This window comes from Actinomadura alba (genome assembly GCF_014323705.1).
In the GTDB taxonomy this organism is placed as follows: Bacteria; Actinomycetota; Actinomycetes; order Streptosporangiales; family Streptosporangiaceae; genus Actinomadura_C; species Actinomadura_C alba.
In genome coordinates, this window is the sequence record NZ_JABVEC010000006.1 from 1 (window position 1) to 23,064 (window position 23,064).

At 69.4% G+C, this 23,064-nt stretch carries 20 protein-coding genes; 10 read left to right on the top strand and 10 right to left on the bottom strand.

The window, feature by feature from the left end; translation table 11 throughout:
• Positions 1-52 precede the first annotated feature (52 nt).
• From HKK74_RS09990 to HKK74_RS10000, 3 genes are read right to left on the bottom strand one after another with little or no spacing between them, the layout of a single operon-like run.
• Positions 53-322, bottom strand: coding sequence for an SDR family oxidoreductase (locus tag HKK74_RS09990; protein ID WP_312881392.1), 270 nt, complete (start codon positions 320-322; stop codon positions 53-55).
• A complete protein-coding gene (locus tag HKK74_RS09995) occupies positions 279-692 on the bottom strand; it encodes an ArsR/SmtB family transcription factor (RefSeq protein ID WP_187242855.1) in 414 nt (137 codons plus the stop codon). Before HKK74_RS09995 ends, HKK74_RS09990 begins: the two co-directional genes overlap by 44 nt.
• A 51-nt stretch (positions 693-743) precedes the next feature.
• Positions 744-1,661 (bottom strand): nitroreductase/quinone reductase family protein, encoded by a 918-nt coding sequence (locus HKK74_RS10000; RefSeq protein WP_187242856.1) that lies wholly within the window; start codon positions 1,659-1,661, stop codon positions 744-746.
• 68 nt (positions 1,662-1,729) lie between these two features.
• Here HKK74_RS10000 and HKK74_RS10005 point away from each other — a divergent pair, with 68 nt between their 5' ends.
• From HKK74_RS10005 to HKK74_RS10020, 4 genes are all read left to right on the top strand, one after another.
• Positions 1,730-2,197: a MarR family winged helix-turn-helix transcriptional regulator gene (locus HKK74_RS10005; protein ID WP_187242857.1), complete on the top strand. Its 468-nt coding sequence runs from the start codon at positions 1,730-1,732 to the stop codon at positions 2,195-2,197.
• Positions 2,198-2,543: 346 nt separating this feature from the next.
• A complete protein-coding gene (locus HKK74_RS10010; RefSeq protein WP_187242858.1) occupies positions 2,544-4,853 on the top strand; it encodes a tetratricopeptide repeat protein in 2,310 nt (769 codons plus the stop codon).
• A gap of 165 nt (positions 4,854-5,018) precedes the next feature.
• Positions 5,019-5,957 carry a sensor histidine kinase gene (locus HKK74_RS10015; protein ID WP_187242859.1) on the top strand — a complete coding sequence of 313 codons (939 nt, stop codon included), beginning with the start codon at positions 5,019-5,021 and terminating at the stop codon, positions 5,955-5,957.
• Between the two features lie 188 nt (positions 5,958-6,145).
• Positions 6,146-7,534 (top strand): chitinase, encoded by a 1,389-nt coding sequence (locus HKK74_RS10020; protein WP_187242860.1) that lies wholly within the window; start codon positions 6,146-6,148, stop codon positions 7,532-7,534.
• Positions 7,535-7,584: 50 nt separating this feature from the next.
• Here the strand turns inward: HKK74_RS10020 and HKK74_RS10025 are convergent, their stop codons facing one another.
• Positions 7,585-8,553: a phage baseplate protein gene (locus HKK74_RS10025; RefSeq protein ID WP_222722111.1), complete on the bottom strand. Its 969-nt coding sequence runs from the start codon at positions 8,551-8,553 to the stop codon at positions 7,585-7,587.
• A 190-nt stretch (positions 8,554-8,743) separates the two neighbouring features.
• On the opposite strand from HKK74_RS10025, the gene HKK74_RS10030 reads away from it, so the two are divergent.
• A complete protein-coding gene (locus tag HKK74_RS10030) occupies positions 8,744-9,871 on the top strand; it encodes an alpha/beta fold hydrolase (protein WP_222722112.1) in 1,128 nt (375 codons plus the stop codon).
• A 58-nt stretch (positions 9,872-9,929) separates the two neighbouring features.
• On the opposite strand, the gene HKK74_RS10035 is transcribed toward HKK74_RS10030, so the two are convergent.
• The 4 genes from HKK74_RS10035 to HKK74_RS10050 all read right to left on the bottom strand — a co-directional run bounded on the left by HKK74_RS10035 (position 9,930) and on the right by HKK74_RS10050 (position 15,274).
• Positions 9,930-10,829 (bottom strand): LysR family transcriptional regulator, encoded by a 900-nt coding sequence (locus HKK74_RS10035; RefSeq protein ID WP_187242861.1) that lies wholly within the window; start codon positions 10,827-10,829, stop codon positions 9,930-9,932.
• A 75-nt stretch (positions 10,830-10,904) separates the two neighbouring features.
• The gene (locus HKK74_RS10040) at positions 10,905-11,504 is read right to left on the bottom strand and encodes an NUDIX hydrolase (RefSeq protein WP_187242862.1); all 600 of its coding nucleotides are present in this window, start codon (positions 11,502-11,504) and stop codon (positions 10,905-10,907) included.
• Between the two features lie 43 nt (positions 11,505-11,547).
• Complete coding sequence (locus HKK74_RS10045; RefSeq protein ID WP_222722113.1) at positions 11,548-13,575, bottom strand: MFS transporter; 2,028 nt, start codon at positions 13,573-13,575, stop codon at positions 11,548-11,550.
• A 373-nt stretch (positions 13,576-13,948) separates the two neighbouring features.
• The gene (locus HKK74_RS10050) at positions 13,949-15,274 is read right to left on the bottom strand and encodes a molybdopterin-dependent oxidoreductase (protein WP_187242864.1); all 1,326 of its coding nucleotides are present in this window, start codon (positions 15,272-15,274) and stop codon (positions 13,949-13,951) included.
• 295 nt (positions 15,275-15,569) lie between these two features.
• Here HKK74_RS10050 and HKK74_RS10055 point away from each other — a divergent pair, with 295 nt between their 5' ends.
• Positions 15,570-16,394 carry a GNAT family N-acetyltransferase gene (locus HKK74_RS10055; protein ID WP_222722114.1) on the top strand — a complete coding sequence of 275 codons (825 nt, stop codon included), beginning with the start codon at positions 15,570-15,572 and terminating at the stop codon, positions 16,392-16,394.
• Positions 16,395-16,500: 106 nt separating this feature from the next.
• Here HKK74_RS10055 and HKK74_RS10060 read toward each other — a convergent pair whose 3' ends face one another.
• Together HKK74_RS10060 and HKK74_RS10065 are read right to left on the bottom strand one after the other, a co-directional pair.
• The gene (locus HKK74_RS10060) at positions 16,501-17,424 is read right to left on the bottom strand and encodes a helix-turn-helix transcriptional regulator (RefSeq protein ID WP_187242866.1); all 924 of its coding nucleotides are present in this window, start codon (positions 17,422-17,424) and stop codon (positions 16,501-16,503) included.
• Positions 17,425-17,452: 28 nt separating this feature from the next.
• Positions 17,453-18,343, bottom strand: coding sequence for a phytanoyl-CoA dioxygenase family protein (locus HKK74_RS10065; RefSeq protein ID WP_187242867.1), 891 nt, complete (start codon positions 18,341-18,343; stop codon positions 17,453-17,455).
• 210 nt (positions 18,344-18,553) lie between these two features.
• On the opposite strand from HKK74_RS10065, the gene HKK74_RS10070 reads away from it, so the two are divergent.
• Genes HKK74_RS10070 through HKK74_RS10085 form a run of 4 tightly spaced genes read left to right on the top strand, consistent with a single transcriptional unit; the run spans position 18,554 to position 23,035 of the window.
• Complete coding sequence (locus HKK74_RS10070) at positions 18,554-19,681, top strand: LacI family DNA-binding transcriptional regulator (RefSeq protein ID WP_187242868.1); 1,128 nt, start codon at positions 18,554-18,556, stop codon at positions 19,679-19,681.
• A complete protein-coding gene (locus HKK74_RS10075; protein ID WP_187242869.1) occupies positions 19,678-20,607 on the top strand; it encodes an ABC transporter permease in 930 nt (309 codons plus the stop codon). The genes HKK74_RS10070 and HKK74_RS10075 overlap by 4 nt, the downstream gene beginning before the upstream one ends.
• Positions 20,604-21,506: an ABC transporter permease gene (locus tag HKK74_RS10080; protein WP_187242870.1), complete on the top strand. Its 903-nt coding sequence runs from the start codon at positions 20,604-20,606 to the stop codon at positions 21,504-21,506. The genes HKK74_RS10075 and HKK74_RS10080 overlap by 4 nt, the downstream gene beginning before the upstream one ends.
• Positions 21,503-23,035 carry an ABC transporter substrate-binding protein gene (locus HKK74_RS10085; protein ID WP_187242871.1) on the top strand — a complete coding sequence of 511 codons (1,533 nt, stop codon included), beginning with the start codon at positions 21,503-21,505 and terminating at the stop codon, positions 23,033-23,035. The genes HKK74_RS10080 and HKK74_RS10085 overlap by 4 nt, the downstream gene beginning before the upstream one ends.
• The last annotated feature ends 29 nt before the right edge of the window (positions 23,036-23,064 follow it).

Sequence of the window (23,064 nt, forward strand, 5' to 3'; positions counted from 1 at the left end):
GGGCACGGCTGACCCCACGGCTCCCGCCGGCCGGCCGGTAGGCGACGGGCGATCAGACCTGCTTCAAGAACCCCGAATCGACCGCGAAGTCGGCGCCCGTGGTACTCGCCGAGCGCGGCGAGACCAGCAGGGCGATCACATCCGCGACCTCCTGCGGATCGACAAGACGCCCTGTCGACAACTTCATCATCTCCGGCGCGACGGTGTTCATCACGGTGTCACGATCGGTATTCACCTGGGCGGCGAGGATGCGTACGGCATCGATCTGCTCGGCGACGTCATCTCCTCGAGTTCGAGCCATCGCCATCGCTGCCGTCGCCACTGCGATCGTCACTGCCGTCGCCGGCACGACCGTCGCCGCCGCGGAGACGGCGCTCGCGCTTGCCCCTCGCCAGTTCGGTCGCCAGCGCGTCCAGGTGCGGAGTCCAGAAACGCCGGAAACGGTCGAGCCAGGCGTCGATGTCGCGTAGCGGTTCGGAGTTCACCGCGTAGAGACGCCGGGCGCCCTCGGGCCGTACAGTCGCGAAGCCGTTGTCGCGCAGCACCTTGAGATGCTGTGACACGGCGGGCTGGGTGATTCCGAACTCCTCCTGGATGACCGCGCAGACCGCACCGGAGGCCATCTCGCCGTCCGCGAGCAACTCGAGAATCCGGCGGCGGACCGGCTCTCCCAGGACATCGAACGCGTGCACGACTCCGAACCTATCAGATGACTTATATAAGCCACTGGCCATATATGCGCTTCACTCGGGACGCGGCCACGGAACGTCGGTCAGTGCGTTCAGCGCTGGGATGAGCTGTTCCTCCTCGTAGTCGAAGTGCGCCTCGAGCTCGGATGCCAGTCGTTCGATGTCGGCACGGAGCCGGTCGGGTCGATGCCCTGCGGTGTCGCCGGAGCCTAGCGTGGCGACCGCCTCCCGCAGATCGCCGCGGAGCCGCTCGACCACCGTGTGTTCGCGCCGCAGCCGCTCCAGCGCCTCGCCGAGCTCGGGAAATCGCTCCCGCAGGTGCGGGAAGGCCACGGTGTCCTCTCCGGTGTGATGCCGGGCGAGGGCGTCGCAGAACGTCAGGCAGTGCTCGCGCAGCCGCTGCGCCGGCTCCGGCGCCGGACGGAAGGCGGCGCTCGGGATGATCGGGTTCCCGTCGAGGTAGGCGCTGACCTCATCGCGCAGTGTGGCGAGCTCCTGGCGGAACCAGCCGTGAATCCGCCGCAGCTCCTCGCCGACGGCCCGGCCCCGCGCCTCGGCGGACGCCCGGTCGGTGCGGTGCAGCACCACCACGGGGAGGAGCCGGGAGGTCATCGTCTGGTAGTCGCCGTACCCCGGGGCGGCTTCCACCGCGAGGGCGAAGAGCCGGTCGCGCTCCTCGCCCTCGGCGGGGATCGCGGTGGCCTCGTAGGTCTCGGTGCCGATCTCGACGGTGATCCGGGGGTTGGCCAGCAGGTTGTGGTACCAGGCCGGATGATGCGCCGCGCCGGCGTTGGAGGCGATGACCAGCACCCGGTCGCCGTCGGGCACATAGCCCACCGGACTCGTACGAGGCCGTCCCGACTTGGCGCCGATGGTGGTCAGCAGAGCGAGAGGGGAGCCCTCGAAAGGGCCGCCGACCTTCCCCTCGTTCGTCCTGAACTCCTCGATGATCTTCTCGTTGAAGTCTGACATGCGAGGATGGCCTCCATGCGCTGAGAGGTATTTTGGTTTCATTGCAAAGCTAATTTAAGGAGCTATCTATGTCAACCGAGGCCGGGCTGAGCGTCGATGACGGGGTCCGGACGCTGTTGCTGCTCATGCCGCGCATGGTCGGGCGGGCCAAGCGCATGCCCATCCCACAGGCCCTGCAGTCGCTGGACCTGGCGCCGCGGCATCTGTCGCTGCTGGCCTACCTGCTCTTCGACGGCCCCCTCGGCGTCAACGAGATCGCCGCTCGGCTCGAGGTCGCCCCGGCGACGGTGAGCCTGATGGTCGGTGACCTGAGCCGCAAGGGGGTCGTGGATCGGCGCGAGGACGACGCCGACCGGCGGCGCACGATCGTGAGCATCGCGGACGCCAACCGGAGCGCGGTCGACGCCTGGCTCGCGAAAGGGGCCCGAGCGTGGCGGAAGACGCTCGAACCCCTGACGCCCGCCCAGCGGCAGCTGTTCGTCGACACCCTGCGCGCGTACGAACGTGAGATCTCCGCCGGGGATGCCGACGCCTGACCGCCGACGCTGACCCGGCGACGTGAGGGGTGGCGTCGCGCCGTTCTTCAGCCAGGACGCCGGCTTTCTGGCCTGGTATGAACGTTGGCTCGACGACACCATCGACGGTTTCGGCACCGGCTGGTTCGCGCTGGGCGATCCCGACGCGCGGGTTCGGAGCGCGGCCCTTCACGGGCTGGAGAAACGCGGCGACGTGAACGTGCCGAACGCACGAAGGACCGGTGGTCCAGCGCATCGGACGCTTCACTGTGAGCGTGGACCGCCGCCGCTTCCGGCACCGTCCGATCACCGGACTTCTGTGCCGCATGACATTGTCCGGTCGCGCGGCGAGGGTGAGGGTGGCGGCGTGAACGACCGCGTCCGCAACGAGATCACCGGCGGGGTGGTGATCGGCCCCGCGATCATGGGCCGGGACATCACCCTGCGGCTGCCCGCACGGGTGCCAGCGGCGCTGTTGGGACTGCCGCCGTGGTCGGCGGCCTTCACCGGTCGTGACGCCGAACTGGCCGAGGTGCTGGAGACCCTCGCCCCTCACCGCGAGGACGGCGGCTCGGCGGCCGTGGTGGTCACGGCCGCCGCGGTGGGCGGGCTGGCCGGCATCGGCAAGACCGAGCTGGCCGTACAGGCCGCGAGGGCCGCGCTGTCGCGCGGCTGGTTCCCGGGTGGAGTGCTGTTCGTCGACATGTTCGGTTACGACGACGACCGGCGCCGCGACCCCGCCCCGGTGCTCGACGGCCTGCTGCGGGCCCTGGGAGTACCCGGCGAGCACGTGCCGCCGGACGGCGCCGATCGCGCCCGGCTGTACGCTTCGGTGCTCGCGGAGTTCGCCGCGCGGGGGCGCCGGGTCCTCGTGGTGGTCGACAACGCGGGTACCGAGGACCAGGCCCGGCCGCTGTTGCCCGCCGCCGGCGGCTGCGCGGCGATCGTCACCTCTCGTCACACGCTGGGGCTGCTCGGCGCGCGGCTGCTCGATCTCGACGTACTCGGCCCCGCGGCGGCGGTGGACATGCTTGACCGGACCCTGCGGGTGGCCCGTCCGCGCGACACCCGGGTGGCGGACCGGCCGCACGACGCGGCGGAGATCGCCCGGATGTGCGGTCACCTGCCACTCGCGCTGCGGATCGTCGCAGCGCTCCTGGCGGAGGATCCGGCCCGGCCGCTGTCGGCCATCGCCGCCGACCTGCGCGGCCCGCACCCGCTGGAGGAGCTTCGGTACGCGGAGACGGCGGTACGGACGGCGTTCGAGCTCTCCTACCGGCGCCTCGACGGCGAGCAGGCCCGCGTGTTCCGGTTGCTTCCGCTGAACCCCGGGCCCGAGGTCTCCACCCGGGCCGCCGCGATCCTCGCCGGCGTGGACGACGCCGCCGCGCGGCGAACGCTCGAAGGGCTGGCCCGCGCGCACCTCGTCGAACGCGGCACCGGCTACGGGCGGTGGCGGACGCACGACCTGGTCCGCCGGTTCGCCGACGACCACGGCCGTCTGCGGGCCGCCGCGGACGGGCGTGAGGCGGCCCAGAGCCGGTTGTACGACCACTACCTGACGAGGACCGGAGCCGCCGTCGCCAGGCTGGCCCCTCAGAACCAAGTCGTCGACGGGTTCCCTGACCAGCGGAAGGCGCTGGAATGGCTGGACGCCGAGTACCCCAACCTCAGAGCCACCGTCCTGACCGCCGGCAGCGGCCACCCGGAGGTCGCGTTGAACCTCGTGCTGGCGCTTCCCCATTTCCTGGACCGGCGGCGGCGCTTCAACGACTGGATCACGCTCGCCGGTCTCGCCCGCGCGGCGGCCCGCCACCTCGGCGACTCACGGGGTGAGGGGCGGGCGCTGAACGGGCTCGGGCTGGCCCTCCGCCAGACGCGGAGGTTCCACGAGGCCATCGCCGCACACCAGGACGCCGCGCGCCTCTTCCAGGAGATCGGCGACCGGTACGGCGAGGCGTCGGCGCTCAACAACCTCAGCCTGGTCCTGCGCGAACTGCGGCGGTTCGACGAGGCCGTCGCCGTGCTCCGGCAGGATCTGGAGATCTGCCGGGACCTCCATGACCACTACGCGGAAGGCCTGGTGCTCAACAACCTCGGTCTGGCCCTGCGGGAGGCCCGGCGGCCCGAGGAGGCCGTCACCGTGTGCCGCGACGCCGTCCGGATCTTCCAGGACCTCGGCGATGCCCACGGCGAGTCCTCGGCGCTCAACAACCTCGGGATGGCCCTGCGAGAGGTGGGGCGGTTCGATGAGGCCGTCGCCGTACTCGGCCAGGATCTGGAGATCTGCCGGTCGTCCGAGGACCGGCATGGCGAGGCCCAGTCGCTGAACGCACTCGGCTTGGTGTCGCGCGAGCTGGGCCGCCTCGAAGCGGCGGTGACCGCGCATCGGGACGGGGCCCAGATCTTCCGCGAGCTCGACGACCGGCATGGCGAGGCCCAGTCGCTGAACGCACTCGCCCTGGCGTTGCGCGAGCTGGGGCGGTACGAGGAGGCCGTGACCGCGCACCTCGACGCCGCCGGGATCTTCCGTGACCTCGACGACCGGCACGGTGCGGACGTCGCCCTCGGCGATCTCGCGCGTACCCGCGAGGCCCGGCGGTCGGCGGGCGCACTGATCTCCAACGTCGGCGGGCACGAGGACGAGCGCGACGGCGCCCCGGGGGCCGGCGCCTGACGGCCCACGCAACGTGACCATCCCACGCCGCTTGGACACCCGCCTTTACCGGCTATTGGGCTAACTTTGCAGCCCTTTTTGGGGTATTCATCCAAACAAACACTCATATGTAATGGTTTGGGGGTGTTTGTACTGCGGAGGAGCCGAGCGTCGCTTCGAGGGCGCATGACGTTGACGGTGGCCCGACCCGTGCCCGGCTATGGCAGCCCCACGCTCCTGCTCCTGCTGGCGGGGGGCTCCGTACTGATCACGGCGATGACGGCGGTCGGAGCGTACCGGGTGGTCGGCAGGACGTTGGCTCCGGTGGACGCGATCCGGTCGGAGTTCGCGGAGATAACCGCCACCGGTCTCGGCCGGCGCGTCCCGGTGCCGAAGAACAGGGATGAGATCAGGTCATTGGCCGAGACGGTGAACGACACCCTGGACCGGCTCGAGTCCGCCTATGAGCAACTTCGGCGCTTCACCTCGGACGCGTCGCATGATCTGCGTAGCCCGATCACCGCGATGCGCGCTCAACTGGAAGAGGCCCTGATGTACCCCGAGGACAGGGACTGGCCCCAGACGACCCGGGCCGTGCTCGAAGGGGTCGACCGCCTGCAGGCGGTCGTGACCGATCTGCTGACCCTGGCTCGGCTGGACGCCGGCGAACCGCCGAGGCCCGTCTCCGCCGACCTCGCCGAACTGGTCGCCGCGGAGCTGGATCGGTACCCCCGCAAAGTGGAGATCGTCAGAGCCCTGAGCGGCGGCGTGGTCGTCGAGTGCGACCGGCTCCGCCTGGGCCGGCTGCTCGCCAATCTGCTCGACAATGCCGAACGCCATGCGAAATCGCGGATCACCGCAACGGTTCTGGCGGAGCGGGGCACTGCGGTGCTGGAGGTCCTCGACGACGGCGACGGCGTCCCCGCCGACATGCGGGACGTGGTATTTCAGCGCTTCGCCCGGCTCGAGGCCTCTCGCAATCGGGATTGCGGAGGGACCGGGCTCGGGCTGGCCATCGCCCGGCAGATCGCCGAGGCGCACGGCGGCACCCTGACCATCGAGGAGAGTGAACGGGGAGCCCGCTTCGTGCTACGGCTACCGCGCTCCGAGACCCCTGTGTCATGAGCCGCGGGTGCGGTATTCGCTCTTGACTGGGACGAACACTCAGAGTTGAATTCGATCGGAATATTTAAGAAACCTTCCTGTTAGTTGACTGGCTTGCGATCTCGGATCGACGGCCGAAAGGAGGTCTGAGCCGCGTCACCCGCTCCCTCACTGAAGCCCTGACCTCTCTCGTGAGGAACCCCCCCGCCATGAATCAGGAACGCTTCACCCACCCCCGCCCCCGTCTGCGCCTCCGTCTGCTTCTGGGCGCCCTCGTCACCTCGCTTCCCCTCATCGCCACCGGGCTCGCCCCCGCGTGGGCCGCCACCGGCCAGATCACCGGCTACGGCGGCAAGTGCGTCGACATCGCCGCGGCGAGCAGTGCCAACGGCACCAAGGTCCAGCTCTACTCCTGTAACGGCACCTCCGCACAGCAATGGGACGTTGGCGCCGACGGCACGATCCGGGGCCTCGGCAAGTGCCTCGACGTCGCCGCGGCGAGCAGCGCCAACGGCACCAAGGTGCAGATCTACGACTGCAACGGCACGACCGCACAGTCGTGGACGGCCGCCTCCGACGGCAGCCTTCGCGCGCTCGGCAAGTGCCTCGACGCCACCGGCCCGAGCTCGGCCGACGGCACCGCCCTGCAGATCTGGGACTGTACCGGCGGCGCCAACCAGAAATGGACCCTGCCGAGCGGCGGCACCACCCCACCCGCTCCCGGCAAGATGGCGGGCGCGCCGTACCTCTACATGGGCTGGGGCAGCCCGCCCAGCGCCACGTCGGTGATGAGCGCCACCGGGGTCAGGTCGTTCACCATGGCCTTCATCCTGTCCGGCGGCGGCTGCAACCCGATGTGGGACGGCCAGCGGCCGCTCAGCGGCGGCGTCGACGCCCAGACGATCTCGGCCATCAAGGCCGCGGGCGGCAGCGTCCAGGTCTCCTTCGGCGGCTGGTCGGGCAACAAGCTCGGCCCGAACTGCTCGTCGCCCTCCGCGTACGCCGGAGCCGTGCAGCAGGTCATCAACGCCGTGGGGCCGGCCGTGGTCGACTTCGACATCGAGAACTCGGACGAGTTCGGCAACTACACGGTCCAGGACCGCATCCTCAACGGCTTGAAGATCGTCAAGCAGAACAACGCGAACGTCAAGATCGCCGTCACCTTCGGCACCGGCACCGGCGGCCCCACCGGTGACGGCATCCGGCTGATCAACCAGGCGCGGGCGCTGAACGTGCCCATTGACAACTACACGATCATGCCGTTCAACTTCGGCGGTGGCGCGAACATGTACCAGAACACCGTCAACGCCTCCGAGGGCCTGAAGAACGCGCTCAAGAACGCCTGGGGCTGGACCGACGCTCAGGCCTACGCGCGCATGGGGATCTCCGGCATGAACGGGCTGTCCGACCAGCAGGAGCTCACCACGACCGCGACCTGGACCCAGATCCGCGACTGGGCGAGGTCCCGGGGGCTCACGCGCCTGGCGTTCTGGTCGGTCAACCGGGACCGTCCCTGCCCGGGCGGGGGAGTCTCTGAGACCTGCAGCGGCACCTCCCAGAACAACTGGGACTTCACCCGCATCACGGCCGGCTTCTAGTCAACGGCCGGCCTCGCCAGAGGCCGGCCACCGTCACCCGAGACCGGCGGTCACCGCAGGGTGCTCTTGTAGAAGACGCTGGCCTGGCGTGTCCCCCCGGTGTTCGAGTGGAAGCCGAAGGCCAGCCGCGGGCCCGAGGAGGTGGCCCAGATCGCCATGCCCTCCGGCTCGCGGCCCGGGAGCGATGCGCCCGCGGTGGTCGCGAACCTGTCCACCACGGTGCTCTGCCCCACGTCGTTCAGGTCGATGGTGGTGAGGTACGAGGTGGTGCCCACCGGGCCCTCGAGCAGATAGGCGTACTGGCCGTACGCGGTGAAGCCCTGGAAGGGGTTGGCCGTACCCCACGATCCGCGGGACGGCAGGGCCCGCTCGGCGAGCCGGTACCCGCTGGTGAGGCGGCCCGCGCGGGCATCGCTCAGGTTGAAGACGACGATGCGCGGCATGTCGGCGGCGACTTTGTACCGCACCAGAAGGCGGCCGGAGACCGGGTCGATCGCGGGTTGCGGATTGATCAGGGTGGTGTCGAGAGAAGGCGTCCGGTCCTGGATCGAGGCGTCGCCGGCCTCGAGGGTCGAGCCAGCCGCGAAGACGAACCGCCCGATCCTGGTGCCGAAGCCGGACGAGCCGCTCTTCCATTCCGTCCACAGGTGGACGGCGCCGTTGTACGGCTCGACCGCGATCGACACCCCGTGCCCGAACCCGTGCAGGGCCATGGCGCCCAGCTCCGTACCGGCGAGATCGGTCTTGGTGATCCAGAGATCGCCGTTCGTGGACCCGGGGCTGGTCTGCGCGAAGTAGATGTGCCCGTTGGTGTTGTCGTAGGCGAACGACTGCATCACCCAGTTGGCGTGCAGCGACCTCTTCCAGACCGGATTGCCGCCGGGACCGTCGAGAACGAACTGTGCGGACGCCGGGACGGCGGCCCGCGCCGTTCCGGCGCCGAGCAGCGGCACGGCGGTGGCCGCCGTCGCGGTGATCGCTCGAAGGACGTTTCGCCGGCTCATGCTGTACGGGGACACACGACCTCCACCTGGCTGGATCAATCGGAGTCGCATCGATTGGATCACAGCGCCGACGTCCTGCCCAGGGCGTCACCGATATCCGGGCGATATCACCGGTGACCGATCCGGCTATGAATCGTCAACGCTCCGCTCGCCCGGCGGAGCATGGGACCGCCGTGGTGGCGCCATGAGGAGGGACGGGTTCGGCATGAGACTGCGTGGTGTGATCGGAGCCGGGGCGGCGGCCGTGTCGGTGATGCTGCCGGCGGCTTCGGTGCCGGCGATCGCGGAAGACCGGCAGGGGTGCACCGCGATGGGCGGGTACACCGGCGGGCTGCGCCGGGCCGACTGGACGGTGGTCAGCGAGCGCGGACGCCCGGGCGAGGGCGGCGTCCGCGTCGCGGTACGGGAGGTTCGCGGGGCGTCGTGCGGCAGGCCACCGGTCATCCTGGTCCACGGCGCCCGGGTACCGGGCATCGGGTCGTTCGACCTGCCGGTCGAGGGCGGCTCGCTCGCCGGCGATCTCGCCCGCGCCGGACACGCCGTCTTCGTCATGGACGCCCGAGGCTACGGCGGCTCCACCCGGCCGGCGGAGATGGACGAACCACCGGCGGACAATCCGCCGTTGGCGACCGGCGACCAGATCATCCGTGACATCGGCGCGGTCGTGGACCGGGTTCGGCAGCGTACCGGCCGCGGGCAGGTGGCCCTCGCCGGATGGGCGACGGGCGGGCACTGGGCCGGGTGGTACGCGAGCCGGCAGCCGGACAAGATCAGCCACCTGGTGGTCTACAACAGCCTGTACGGGGCCGTCGACGGGCATCCGGCGCTCGGCCGGGGCGGGCAGTACGAGGATCCCGACAATCCCGGCGAGTTCGACGCGGACCGGGTCGGCGCCTACCGGTTCTCCACCGGAGAGTCGCTGTTGCCGCAGTGGGACGCCGGCATCCCGGTCGAGGACAAGAGCGAGTGGCGTGATCCCCGGGTCGCCAGGGCCTTCGTCGACATGGCGCTGGCCAGCGATCCGACGTCCTCGCAGCGGGATCCCGCGAGCTTCCGCGCACCGACGGGAGCGCTGGCCGACAGCTTCGCGCTGGCCACGGGCCGCAGGCTGTGGCACGCCGGAACGATCACCGCCAAGACGCTCGTCGTGCGCAGCGAGAACGACTTCTGGTCACGGGCCGACGACGTGCGCACACTCGCCGCCGAGCTGAGACGGGCCGAGCGGGTACGCACCGTCCAACTGGATCAGGCGACCCACTACGTGCACCTGGACCGCGCGGAGAAGGGCAGGGGACGGTTGCTCGCCGAGTTCGTCAACTGGCTCGGGAACTGAGCCCGGTCGTTCGGGAAGAGGGTCGTTCGGGAAGGGGTCGGGTCGCTCGGCGACCGGGTCAGCCGGCTTGGGAACCGGCGGGAGCGAACATCTCGCGGAAGTTCCGGACGAGGGGAGAGGCGTCGTCGCGCCGCCATGCCAGGTCGAGCGTGACGGCGCGGGTCAACGGGGTGAGCGGCCGGAAGACCACGTCGTCGCGGTGCAGCCGGCCCACCGACTCGGGCACGATCGACACGCCTATTCCCGCGGCGACGAGTCCGACGATGGTCTGCATCTGCACCGCCTCCTGAACGACCCTGAGCTCGAAGCCGGCGGCGCGCGCCATCCGGGTGATCTGGTCATGGAAGCCGGGCCCCAGTGACCGGGGCGGCAGGACGAACGCGTCGGCGGCGAGCGCCGGCAGCGGCACGTGTTCGCGGGCCGACAGCGGATGCCGGATCGGCAGTGCCACCACGAACCGCTCACGCGCCACGGTGATGGTGGTGAGGGCGGTCTGTCGCGGTCCCGCGATCGGCGCGCGGAGGACTCCGATGTCCAGGCGCCCTTGGATGAGCTCTTCGACCTGCTGAGCGGTGGTGAGCTCGCGCAGCTCCAGGTCCACGCCCGGATAGCGGGATCGGTACCGGCGCAGGACGGGCGGCAGTGCCTGGTTGACGGCTGAGCCGACGAAACCGATCATGAGCCGCCCCGTCTCGCCGCGCCCCACCCGGCCGGCCGCCTGAGCCGCCGCCTCCAGGTGGGTGAGGGCACGGCGCGCCTCGATGACGAAGGCCTCCCCGGCGGGCGTGAGGCGGACGTGCCGGGTGGTCCGCTCGAACAGGGTGACGCCGAGCTCGTTCTCGAGCCTGCGGATCTGCTGGCTGAACGGCGGCTGCTGCACGCCGGCGCGCCGTGCCGCCCGGCCGAAGTGCAACTCGTCCGCCAGCGCGACCGCGTACCGAAGCTGCTGGAGATTCATATCTCGTGGATATCAGCAACCGATGTGAGCGGAGGCAAGGGGCGGATCCGGCGCTGCGGGGCGCGGAGCCCGGCGTCAGCTCAGGCCCGCGCCCTCGTAGCGTTCGATGAGGGTCCGTACCGGCACCGTCAGGGACCGGCCGAGCGCGTCGGCCGGCGGAAGCCACACCGGCCGTCGTCCCTCTTCCAGCACCTGGACGGTGGTGTTCATGGGCACCTCCACCAGGAAGGAGTGCCAGCGGTGCGCATCCGAACCGCGCCAGCATGAATCGCCCGGCACGTCATCGACGCCCAGTTCGATGACGTCGGCCAGGTCGACCTCCAGCCCTACCTCTTCGCTGAGTTCGCGCCGTGCCGCACAGCGCGGATCCTCGCCCCTGTCGACGTGGCCGGCGGGCACCGTCCATTGCAGCGGGAAGAAGACTCGTTCGAAGAAGAGGAAGAGGCCGTCCGCGCGACGTACGAACACACCGGCGGACTCATGCCAGTACTCGCCCGCCGAGTCGACCCACCAGTTCACCGCGGGGTCGATGACCAGGACCCGGCTGTGCTTCTGGCCGCAGGTCGTACAGGTGAAGCCGGCCGCACCATGATCGGGGGTGACGGTCTCGGCGCGGCACCCCCAGCAGTACTGGTGCCGTAGACCGTCGTCGGGGATTTCCACGTCCAGCCTCATGTCTGCAATCTATGGGCTCGCGTCGACTGAGAGCCGGGCCGGATCAGGGGTTCGCTCCGAGTTTGAGGATGTGCTGCTGGGCGTCATCGCCGAGGAACTGTTGCGACAGGCGGGCGAGGTGTCGGGTCAGCTCGGGATAGTCGTCCGCCGACCAGCCGCCGAGGAACTTGGTCAGGGTCTGTTGCATGCATTCCCGCAGCCGTTCGTTGAGCGCCTGCCCATCCTTGGTGATGGTGAGGTTGCCGTTGTCGCCGGTGACGAGGCCCTCGGCGATGAGCCGGTTGATGCAATGGCGGACTTCCTCGGTGCGGTCGCCCGGCCGTCCGGACAGCGTGTCGGCCGGGATGGTCCCCGCCCGGGCGATTCGGCATAACGCCCATAGGCACGCCGGGGCAGTGTCGGTTCCGGCGTGCTCGCCGAGGTCGCCGTAGGTCTGTTGGAGCTTCTCAGCCGTGTCGGCGTCGGACCGCAGGAGCTCCGACAGCTGGCGGTCGATCTCACACCGCGACGAGCGTACGGTGGGCGCCGCACCGCACGATGCGCCCAGGTCGGAGACGTTGGCCGTCGCCCGTACGGCGGTCCCGCGCAGCAACAGGGCCAGCAGCAGTCCCGCCAGCGCGATCGGGATCGACCATAGGAACATCATCTGAAACGAATGTTCGAAGGCCGCGGTGACCATGGCCCGAGTGCTCGGGGGAAGTACTGACAGGAGCCTTGGATCTCGCCGGATGGCGACGATGTCGCCCCCCGGCAGCAGCTGGACCGCGCGTACCGCCTCTCTCATCCGTGTGGCCAGCTGATCGCCGAGGATCGCACTGAAGACAGTGATGCCCAAGACCCCGCCCACAGCGCGGGACAGGGTCACGCCCGCGGTGGCGACGCCGAGATCGCGGTAGGCGACGGCGTTCTGCACCGCGATGATCGGTACCTGGACGACCAGGCCGAGGCCGCACCCCAGGACGCCGAGGGCGAGGCTGATCGCCAACGTGGGGGTCGAGGTCGTCAGGGATGAGCACAACAGCAGCCCGAGCGTGGTGAGCGCCATCCCGGTGATGAGCGGGGCCTTGTACCTTCCGGTCCGGCTGATCAGTTGCCCGGACACGACCGCCATGATCAGTACGCCCAGGATCAGCGGCGAAAGGTAGATGCCGGAGGCGGCCGGAGAGCGCCCCCTGACCACCTGCAGGAACACCGGTACGTAGATCAGGCTGCCGAACATCACGAATCCGGCCACCAAATCGATCGCGCTGCCGATGGAGAACACCGGATTGCGGAACAGCCGCAGCGGCAGTGTCGGCTCCGTGGCACGGCGCTGCGTGAGCCCCCACGCGACGCCCAGAGCGACGGCGATCGAACCGATGTGGAGGGCGCGCAGCAGGGGCCAGGAGTGTTGGATCACACCGACCACGGTGAACAACATCATGCCCACCGACCCGGCCAGCAGTGTGGGGCCCAGGTAGTCGACCCGGTGCTTTTCGGGTTGGGCCGTCGGCGGCAGCACGATCGCCGCCATGACCATCGCGATCACGGTGATCGGGAGGTTGATCAACATGATCCAGCGCCATGACAGGTAGTGGACGAAGACCCCGCCGAACAGCGAACCGACGATGGTGGCGACGCCGAAGGCCGCACCGAACAGGCCCTGATAGCGGCCCCGGTCTCGCGGCGACACGAGATCGCCAACGATCACTTGCGTGAGCACCACCAGACCACCGCCACCGGCGCCCTGTACCGCCCGGAAGATGTGTAAGGAGTCGAGGTCCCAGGCCAGCCCGCTCAGCGCGGAGCCGATCAAAAAGATCGTTAGTGAGGCCATGAGCAGCGGCTTGCGGCCGAACCGATCACCCAGCCGGCTCCACAGCATGACCGACGCGGTCATGGCCAGCAGATAGGCACAGATCACCCAGCTGTCGTAGCCCATCCCGCCACGGAGTTCACCGCCGATCACCGGCAGGGCCGCAGCGAGCGCCGTCTGATCCATTGCGGCGGGCAACATGGCCAGTAACAGCGCACCGACCACGAGTGGACGGCCGCGCAGGCGGATGCCGGATTCACCGGCGATGACGGCCATTTCCTTGGGCTCCACATCCACCCTAACGCGGGCCGCTCTCGCGGCTGCAGGCCGACCTCGCAGCCGGCGCCACGCTGGTTGCCCAGCTGCTGGTAGGCCGCGGTCTGAGGAAAGACCGGGCCCTGTCCAACGAACAGAGCGAAGGACAAGGCCCGACGCCGCGCACGTGAAGCAACTCGGTGGCACAGACCATGCGAGCGGTCACCGGAAAGGCACCGTTGCAGAGCCTCACCCAGCTCTCGGCCGCCACCTCGAACCGGGTGGACCCGCCGTCACGCGAGGGTCGCAGCGTTGAAGCACGGCAGGCGACCGTGCTTCAACTTGTACAGCGCCGCGCGGACCGAATTTGTCACATCGCCGCTCGCCCGGTGCGCTACGGCATGTCACTGCCCGGTAGCACGACCACGTTGAGGGGAGCGTGTCCGTTGTAACCCAGTGCGTGTTGGTTCCACTTGACCTCCTCGGGGGGCGGCTGGATGTTCCCCGCCTCGTCTCTGGCGCGCGACATCACCCGGTACTGCCCTGGCTTCACCCCCTGCCATGGCATTTCGAAACGCACCCACATGAGCGGCTCCGGCGTGCTCATCAGCTTCGCCGCACGCCATGGGACCGCCGAGACCCATCGGCCGGGCGCGACGAGTTTCTCCACGGAGATGTCGACGCGATCGATGGCGCCGGCGCCGGACCAGGCGCGCCCGTGCAGTGTGAGATCGCCGGGCTCGATCCCTTGGGCGTCCTCGTCGATCTCCATGGCGCTGCGGACGCGGCCGACGGTGGGACGGACCGGCTCGGGATGGTCGGGTCCGATGAGCAGTTGGTTCGCCTGCGGACCCGATGCCGGAATGCGGCGCGTCGACGCCTCGATCTCGCCGAGCCACTTGACCGCGGTGTTGGCGCCCCACCCGGAGGTGAGCAGCCGCAGCGGATAGCCGTGGTCGACGGGCAGGTCCGACCCGTTCATGCGATGCACGAGCAGCGTGTCGTCCTTGAGGACCTTGTCAGCGGGGATGACCTCCGAATAGTGAACGTTCCCGCTGGGGTGGGGGATGTCGTCCAGGCCGGTGAACTTCACGTCGACGAGGCGCTCGGCCCCGGCGGCGGCGAGCACGTCCCTGGCCCGTACCCCCGTCCATTCGGCGGCGCCGACCGCGCCGAAGTGCCACTGTGTCCAGCCGACCGGCAGCCATCGGTCGTCGGCTCCGGAGGGCGGGAGTCTGGGGAAGAAGGCCGCGCAGTTGGCGCCGCAGTCCAGCGTGCGGCGCAACGTCACCTGCGGCAGCGCGAGCAGGTCCGCAAAGGTGAACGAGCGGGGGCGGGTGATCGCGTCGCCGGTGAGCTTGAGCTTCCAGGTCCGGCGGTCGATGTGGGGCGGGCGCGCCCGGTTGTGGATATAGAACCGGTCGTTGGGGATGGTGTCTCCGTACTCCCGGACCGGGCCCCATTTCATTTCCATCGAGCCGCCGCCACGGCTGATGAAGTACTGGGCCGGAGCCGGCTGGACGATGAAACGTGTCTCGGGGGGCGGTTGTGCTTCGATCACGCCGGCGCCGGCCGGTGTGTCCCCGAGGACGAGTGCCCCCGCGGTGCCCGCCGCCGAGGTCACGAGGAACCGGCGGCGTGAGTACGCCACCTCGAACAAGGCCTGCTGGACACCGTCGGAAGCGGCCTCGATCCAGTCCGGTGAGCAATTCGGCGCCATCTGCGCTCCCTTCGTGGCGGCGGACCGAACCGGGGGCCTGGACTGTGACATATCCGTCGATATCTCGATGAAAACCCAGGTTCGGTTTCAGCTCACATCAAGGTCTTCACATCAAGGTCTTGGACAGACGCGTGATCGACGAGCCGACACCTGGGCGGTCGGTGGAGCGGATGCGCGTACCGGGCTTGGATTCTCCGACTTCTCTGCGGGACATTCGGGATAGAGGGCACTATGAGTCATGAGCTGGGTTATTACCGGAGATGTTGCGAAATATGACAGGGCTGCCGGCGGCTTCTTGAAATCGCGGCCGGTCGAGAACACCGTGCTGGTCACGGTCGTGGAATCACTACGCGCCCGGGGGCTGACGGCCTACGGGGACGCTCCCGCGGTGCTCGGTTCATGGATGCCCGCAGCGGGCTGCGCGGCCGCCGCGTTCGTGCACACCCCGCCCTTCCCGCTGCTGCTCAGCGTGATGCCGGGCCAGGCCGTCGGGGAACTGGTGGAGGCGCTGATCGCAGACGGGCGGCGACCGCCGGGAGTGACGGCCCGTCGCGAGGTCGCCGAGGACTTCGCCACCCGTTGGCACGCGGTGACGGGCGTCGACTTCGAGGTCTGGGAGCGCCGGCGGCTTTACCGGCTCGGGGATGTACGGCCGTCGGCCACGCCCGGTCGTGCCCGCCTGGCCCGGCCCGCCGATCGAGACCTGCTGCTGGCCTGGTATCGCGCCGCCGAGCGGGAGATGCGTGAGCGTCCCGGCGATCATGGTGCGGCGGTCGACGACCGGATCGAGTACGGCGGCGTCACCTTGTGGGAGAGGGACGGCGTCCCGGTCTCCCTCGCCGGCCGGACCCGGATGGTCGCCGGAATGGTGCGGATCGCACCCGTCTACACCCCACCCGAGCACAGGTTTCACGGCTACGGCGGCGCGGTGACGGCCGCGGTCAGCCAGGCGGCCATCGATGCCGGGGCGGAGGAGGTCGTGGTCTTCGCCGACCTGGCCAACCCGGGCAGCAACGCCATCTACCAGCGGATCGGCTACCAGCCCCTGGACGACTACCTCGTCATCTCGTTCGGCGCGCCTCGCCGGCCCACCCGTACCGGGTCCCCTTCTGCTGTCTGACCTGCGCTGCGATTTCGCTGCTGTTCGATCAGTCGCTGTCGTCGTTCCGGGTGGCGTCGTGGTCGGGGGCGAACTGTGCCAGTGAGGCTGCGATCGCCACCTGGAGTCAGGTGCCGGAAGGCGCTGGAATGAGCGATTGCAGAGCCGCGAGGCTGCTGGTCTCGACCGGCGACGGCGGCGCTGCCTCCGGCGCGAGCAGCCGGAAGCTGCTCGGCGCGATCCCGTACGTCGTCCGGAACCGGCGGGAGAAGTGATAGGCGTCGGCAAAACCGCACTGGACGGCGATGGACTGCAGGGACAGGTTGCTCATCCAGAGCAGTGGCTCCGCCCTGGCGAGTCGCAGCAGTTCGAGGGCCGCCACGGGTCCGACACCGAACTGGCGGCGGAAGATCCGGCACAGTGTGCTCGTCGAGACCTCTGCGGCCGACGCCAGCTGTCGCAGTGACATCGGCCGGGCTCTGCCGTCGGACCACTGGTCACGCACAGCACGCATCATCGCGACGATGGGTTCGGGAAGTGCCGCCGGGCGCCCGTCAGCCGGTGCGGGGCCGGTCACAAAGGTCAGCAGTAGCAGCCGTAGCGTCTCGCGTGCGAGGTCCTGCCAACCTGGTGGGCATGTGGTCCCAAGCCAGAGCAGGTACTGGCACAGGGCGCCCATCGGGTCGTGCCGGCCTCCAAGGTCGCGGACGAGCGGCCAACCGGAGTCCTCGGCGACGGGCCGGGTCAGCCCGAAGTGGACATAGGCATGGCGGGTCGGCCTATGGGGATCCCAGTTGAACGCGTCGCGCATCCCGGGCCGAACGAGCAGCAGTGTGCCCGGCGCCAGCGACACCCGCCTGTCCTCCCACAGCCAGGCGGCGTTTCCGCTCAGGATCCAGACGAACTGGTACGACCGCGCTTCCCGTGGCCCGAAGGTCGAGCCCGGCGGGTAGTCCGCGACCGCGGGTCCGAGCCGGGCGGCGAGTTCCACGGCGAGGCCGTCCCCATGCCGGCCCGGGATGCCGCTCATGGCCATCGGAACGTCGCTCATCCGAGCGGCCGTGGCTTCGAACGTGGCTTCAACGATCGCAACCACCCTCCCGGTCGGGGCGAATCCGCGGGCTGCGCACCTCCTCGACGCCCTTGTACTCGTACGGGTCGCGGCCGGCGACGAGAACGATGTCGCGGAAGTCTGCCTGTGCCATGTTCCGGCCCTCCTCAGGGCGTGTCCAGGGCAGCAGCGACTCAGCGCTCATGTAGTGGTTGGCGAGGGCTCGTCGGTAGCCGTGTCGTCCGGTGTTCGGCAACGACTTGTGCAACAGGTAGCCGTTGAACAGCAGCACCGAGCCGGCCGCCATCTCGACGGGTACGGCATCGGCGTCGGAGTACGGGAAACCGTAGGACTCCACCGTGCAGTCGTACCGAGGGTCGTCGTGGTCGCGGTTCGGGTAGAGCACGCCGCGACGGTGGGAGCCGGGGAGCACCCAGAGACATCCGTTCTCGACGGTGGCGTCGTCAAGAGCGATCCAGGCGGCCGTCAACGAGCGATCCCGGGTCGGGATGAACATCTCGTCCTGGTGCCAGGCCTGGCCAGGCCTGCCCTCGGACTTGATGAACAGCATCGACTGCATCGACTTCAGGTTCGGGCCGATGATCTCGGTGAGCGGCTCGACGATCGCGGGATGTCGCATCGTGTCGAGCATGAGCGCGGAGAGCTTGTGCGGATAGTGGATGCACAGGAACCGGCGCATCACGTCGTCGTCGCCGTCGCGAGGGCCGGCCGGGACGCTTCCCTGGATGTCGCCGAGTTCACCGCGGCAGATCCGGACCGTCTCCGCGAGCAGGCCGTCGACCTCTTCACGGGTCAGGGCGCTTTCCAGGATGACGAATCCGTCCTGGTCGAAGCGGGATCTCAGGTCGTCGAGCCGGTGGCCGGCCGGTGCGTACCGGTTCAATGCTCGTGCGGTCATCGGTGCCCTTCCTCTCCTGTGGTCGTTGTCATCGTTCAGATCCTGCGGCTCATGCCGTGGATCGGCCATGGCTCGACCGCGCATGCGGATGGCGAATCCTGTCGCGTGGCCGCACGCGCGGATATCCGGCGCAGTGACACCTCTTGACCCTGGCGAAACACGAGCGTAACTTTCAGCGAACCAGATCTAATACGTATTAGAGGAGGACCGATGCCCCCTCCCCAGTCGCGCCGAAAAGCCACCCAGGTGGACATCGCGCGGCGTGCGGGCGTCTCGCAGGCGACGGTGTCGCTGGTCATCAGCGGCGGCGCGGTGAGCGACCAGATCGCGGAGTCGACCAGGCAGGCCGTCCTGGCAGCGGCGGCCGAGCTCGGCTACTCGGTCAACGTCGCCGCGCGCAGCCTCAAGGGCGGCCGGAATCGGCTACTCGGGCTCTACACGTTCGAGCCGGTGTTCCCGACCGACCAGCGCGACTTCTACTACCCGTTCCTGCTCGCGGTCGAGGAGGAGACGGCCAGGCAGGGCTACGACCTGTTGCTGTTCAGCTCGGTGAACGCGTCCGCCGATCGGTCCATCTACGCCAGCGGGGCGAACCGGCTCAAGCTCGCCGACGGCTGCGTCCTGCTCGGTCGCAACGTACGGCGCGAGGAGCTGGCCGCGCTCATGCGCGAGGACTTTCCGTTCGTCTTCATCGGCCGGCGCGAGGTCGACGAGGGTGAGCTGTCCTATGTCGCCGTCGACTACGTCACCGCGACCAGCGCGATGGTCGCCGAGCTGAGCCGGCTCGGCCACGAACGGATCCTGTACCTGCGGGCCATGGAGGACACCGAGCCCACGCGGGATCGCGAGGAGGGCTATCGTCGCGGCCTGGACGAGGCAGGTATCCCGTTCGACGAGTCGCTCGTCCAAGGCCTGGCCGACCCCGCCGGTCTCTCGGTCGAGCGACTGCAGCACTGGATCGGCAGCCTTGGCGTCACGGCCGTCCTGATCGAGCCCACCGAGGACGACCGGCTGGTACAGGCCCTCGCCGTGATGGACGACACCGCACGGGTCCGATTCCCCGACGACTGCTCGGTCGCGCTGCTCGGTGACCCGCCCTCGTGGACGTCGGACCTGCGTGACTGGACCCGCTTCTCCCTGCCGCGGACCCAGATGGCGCGCGAAGCGGTACGGATGCTGATCGATCTGCTGGGTGAGGTGTCCCCGGCACCGCGGCAGCTCTCGATTCCCTGCAGCTTTGTGCCCGGGGACTCGATCGGCCCCGTCCCGAGCGGCGGCGCCCAGCCAGATCAGGCAAGCCGGCCCGATCAGGCAAGCCGGAGAAGGCGGGAGCCATGACACGGATGATCATGCGCCGGCTGCTCATCGGCGTTTTCGTGATGTGGGGTGCGGCGTCTCTGATCTTCGTGATCGTCCGCGCGGCACCCGGTGACCCGGCGAGCGTGCTGCTCGGGCCGGACGCGAGTCGCGAGCAGGTCGCGCGGCTGAACGCGTCGCTGGGCCTCGACCGCCCGCTCCTGGTCCAGTACGTCGGATATCTCGGCGATGTCGTACGGCTGGACTTCGGCGAGTCGCACCGGCTCGCGCGTCCGGCCATGGGGGCCGTGTTCGAGCGGTTGCCCGCCACGCTCGAACTGACCCTGGCGGCCACGGCGCTCGCGGTGATCGTGGGGCTGACCCTGGGGCTCGTCGCCGGCGGGCGACCCGACGGGATCGTCGACAGGGTGGTCTCCGCGACGACGGTCGCGCTGCAGTCGTTCCCGACGTTCTGGGTGGGGATCATGCTGATCCTGCTCTTCGCCCTCGGTCTGCGCCTGCTGCCGAGCGCGGGCGTGGGCACACCGGCCCACATGGTTCTCCCCGCGGTCACACTGTCGCTCCCGTTCACCGCGATCGTCGCCCGGCTGACCCGCAGCAGCGTGGTGGAGGCGATGCGGGAGCCCTATGTGACCACGGCCCGGTCCAAGGGCCTCACCGAAACCCAGGTGCTCCTCGGGCACGCGTTGCGCAACTCGCTGATCCCGGTGGTCACGATCGTGGGCCTGCAGATGGGGGCCCTGATGGGCGGCGCGGTGATCGTCGAGAACGTCTTCGCCTGGCCCGGCCTGGGCTCCTTGATCGTCGATGCGGTCGCCAACCGTGACTACGCGGTCGTCCAGGCGGCGACGCTGCTGATCGCCGGCGTGGTGATGGTGCTCAACCTGGTCGCCGACCTGCTCTACACCCGACTGGACCCGCGCATTCGCATGGACGGTGGGTCATGACCGGCATCCCGGCTCCGGCGGTGATCGCCGCACCACGCCAGGATCGGCGGCGCATGCTCGCCCGGGTGCCCTTCGCGATCGTCGGACTGTACCTGTTCGTCGCCGTCTTCGGGCCGCTGCTCATCACCTACGACCCGGTGCACACGCCCCTCGGTGACCGCCTGCTCTCTCCCGGCTCCATGACCTCTACGGGCGACACCGCGTGGCTGGGGACCGACGGGCTGGGGCGCGACATCCTGGCCCAGATCGTGTACGGCGCACGCACCTCCGTGGTCATCGGGGCGGCGACGGTGGGCCTGTCGTGTCTCGTCGGCGTCGGTCTGGGCGCGGTCGCGGGATACGCGCGGGGGTGGCTCGACGCCGTACTGGCCCGCGTCTTCGACGTGCTGCTCGCATTCCCGGCGATCCTGCTGGCGATCGTGATCGCGGGCGCCTTCGAGCGAAGTGTCCTGGTCGTGGTCGTCGCTCTCTCGGCGACAGCGTGGATCTCCTTCGCACGCGTGACCCGAGGCGTCGCGCTCTCCCTGCGGGAACGCGCCTGGGTCGACGCGGCCCGCGTGATGGGGGTGCGCGGTCGCTCGATCCTCGGACGCCACGTGCTGCCGTTCACGGCCGGTCCGGTCATCGCGCTGGCCACCCTCGAGTTCGCCCTGGTCGTTCTGGCGGAGGCGGGGCTGAGCTTCCTCGGCATCGGGTTGCCTTCGTCCGCGGTGTCGTGGGGGCAGACCATCGCCAACGGCAAGGGCTACCTCGAGTCGGCGTGGTGGATCTCCACTCTGCCGGGACTCACTTTGTCCGTACTGATCATCAACATCGGGATTCTCGGTGACCAGCTGACCGCCCGGTACGGGCGCGGCCGTCTCGACGACCGTCGCACCAAGACAGGAGACCCCCTATGACCAAGTTCCGTGTGCGCGGAGGCATGCCGCTGGCGATGCTGTCCGCTGCCGTCGCCACCGCCACAGTCCTCGCCGGGTGTTCGACGGTCACGGGCGGCAACGACCCGAAAGGCGCGGCGAACCGGCTGACGGCGGCGGGCACGTACGCCATCGAGAGCCTCGACCCGCACGGCGCGCAAGGCGCATCCACCGGGACGCAGTTCGCCGGGCAGGCGATCTTCAGCCGGCTGGTCCGGCCGAAACCGGATGGATCGCTCACCGGTGATCTCGCCAAGTCGTGGCGGGCGAACGACGACGCGTCGGAGTGGACGCTCACCCTCCGCGAGGACGCGACCTTCAGCGACGGCAAGCCGGTCACCGCGAACGACGTCGTCGCCTCCTTCAAGCGGATGATGGCGCTCGACGGCCCGAACGCCGGTAACTTCCCCGACTACACGATGACCGCGACGTCGGGCACCGAGGTAGTGATCAAGGCGCCGGCCCCGGACGCGGCGATCCCGGGCAAGCTCGGCCTGTTCTACGTGATCCCAGCGGACGTCAAGCCGGACGACACGAAGTTCTTCGACAAGCCGGTCGGCTCCGGTCCGTTCACCGTAGAGCGGTACACGCCCGGGGAGGCACTCGTGCTGGTGCCCAACAAGAAGTACTGGGGCAAGCGGGCTGAGCTCGGCCAGGTCACCATCCGGAACATCCCGGAGCTCTCCGCCCGGCTGACCGCGCTGCGCACCGGTGAAGTGGACGTCGTCTGGGGTATCCCCGACGATCAGCTTCCGGCCCTGCAGGGTGAGAAGCGCCTGACCGTGAAGACCGTTCCCAGCACCGCGGTCTTCACCATGTGGTTCAACTCCTCCACCAGGGAATTGGCCGACGCGAAGGTGCGGCGGGCGCTCTGGCAGGCGGTCGACTTCGAGACGATCATCAAGCAGCTCTACCCGAAGACCGGCACCCTGGCGGACGCACCGGTGGCGCCCGTGGTACTCGGCCACGCCGCACAGAGCCCGGTGGGGCATGACCCCAAGGCGGCGCAGGCGGCGCTCAAGGCCGCGGGATTCGACTTCTCCAAGAAGCTGCGGCTGCAGTTCGCCAACGCCGAGTTCCGGCCCTTCATCCAGGCGGTGGCGTCCGACCTGGCGGAGATCGGTGTCAAGGTCGACGCGCTGGAGAAGGAGCAGGCGGTGTTCACCGAGGACCTGCTGGCGCTCAAATGGGACGTCAACTTCCAGCAGCTCGCGACGCCGACGTTCGACGCGGCGAGCAACCTCGGCCGCCTCTACACCTGCGCGGCGAAGCGCAACGGGTACTGCGACTCGAAGCTGGACGGCCTGCTGGCCGCCGCCGGTTCCAGCACCGACGAGGCCGAGCGGGTGAAGCTCTACGGCCGGGCAAGCGAGATCATCTGGCGCGACGCCGTCGGCATGTTCCCCATGGCCGTCGGCATCGCCTACGCCTGGAACGGCGCCCTCGAGGGTTTCACGCCCGACCCGAGCGGGTTGCCGGACTTCTCGACCGTGAAGATCACCGGCTCGTGATCCGAGCACGGATGGCGTTCCCACGCGGC

What these genes read in the sequence shown, in the direction of transcription:
- HKK74_RS10060 (WP_187242866.1), bottom strand. Translation starts at nt 17,424, where the DNA reads ATGAGCGACGTTCCGATGGCCATGAGCGGCATCCCGGGCCGGCATGGG.
- HKK74_RS10080 (WP_187242870.1), top strand. Translation starts at nt 20,604, where the DNA reads ATGACCGGCATCCCGGCTCCGGCGGTGATCGCCGCACCACGCCAGGAT.
- HKK74_RS10040 (WP_187242862.1), bottom strand. Translation starts at nt 11,504, where the DNA reads ATGAGGCTGGACGTGGAAATCCCCGACGACGGTCTACGGCACCAGTAC.
- HKK74_RS10030 (WP_222722112.1), top strand. Translation starts at nt 8,744, where the DNA reads ATGAGACTGCGTGGTGTGATCGGAGCCGGGGCGGCGGCCGTGTCGGTG.
- HKK74_RS10005 (WP_187242857.1), top strand. Translation starts at nt 1,730, where the DNA reads ATGTCAACCGAGGCCGGGCTGAGCGTCGATGACGGGGTCCGGACGCTG.
- HKK74_RS10045 (WP_222722113.1), bottom strand. Translation starts at nt 13,575, where the DNA reads ATGGCCGTCATCGCCGGTGAATCCGGCATCCGCCTGCGCGGCCGTCCA.
- HKK74_RS10035 (WP_187242861.1), bottom strand. Translation starts at nt 10,829, where the DNA reads ATGAATCTCCAGCAGCTTCGGTACGCGGTCGCGCTGGCGGACGAGTTG.
- HKK74_RS10085 (WP_187242871.1), top strand. Translation starts at nt 21,503, where the DNA reads ATGACCAAGTTCCGTGTGCGCGGAGGCATGCCGCTGGCGATGCTGTCC.
- HKK74_RS10070 (WP_187242868.1), top strand. Translation starts at nt 18,554, where the DNA reads ATGCCCCCTCCCCAGTCGCGCCGAAAAGCCACCCAGGTGGACATCGCG.
- HKK74_RS10050 (WP_187242864.1), bottom strand. Translation starts at nt 15,274, where the DNA reads ATGGCGCCGAATTGCTCACCGGACTGGATCGAGGCCGCTTCCGACGGT.
- HKK74_RS10075 (WP_187242869.1), top strand. Translation starts at nt 19,678, where the DNA reads ATGACACGGATGATCATGCGCCGGCTGCTCATCGGCGTTTTCGTGATG.
- HKK74_RS10000 (WP_187242856.1), bottom strand. Translation starts at nt 1,661, where the DNA reads ATGTCAGACTTCAACGAGAAGATCATCGAGGAGTTCAGGACGAACGAG.
- HKK74_RS10020 (WP_187242860.1), top strand. Translation starts at nt 6,146, where the DNA reads ATGAATCAGGAACGCTTCACCCACCCCCGCCCCCGTCTGCGCCTCCGT.
- HKK74_RS10015 (WP_187242859.1), top strand. Translation starts at nt 5,019, where the DNA reads ATGACGTTGACGGTGGCCCGACCCGTGCCCGGCTATGGCAGCCCCACG.
- HKK74_RS10065 (WP_187242867.1), bottom strand. Translation starts at nt 18,343, where the DNA reads ATGACCGCACGAGCATTGAACCGGTACGCACCGGCCGGCCACCGGCTC.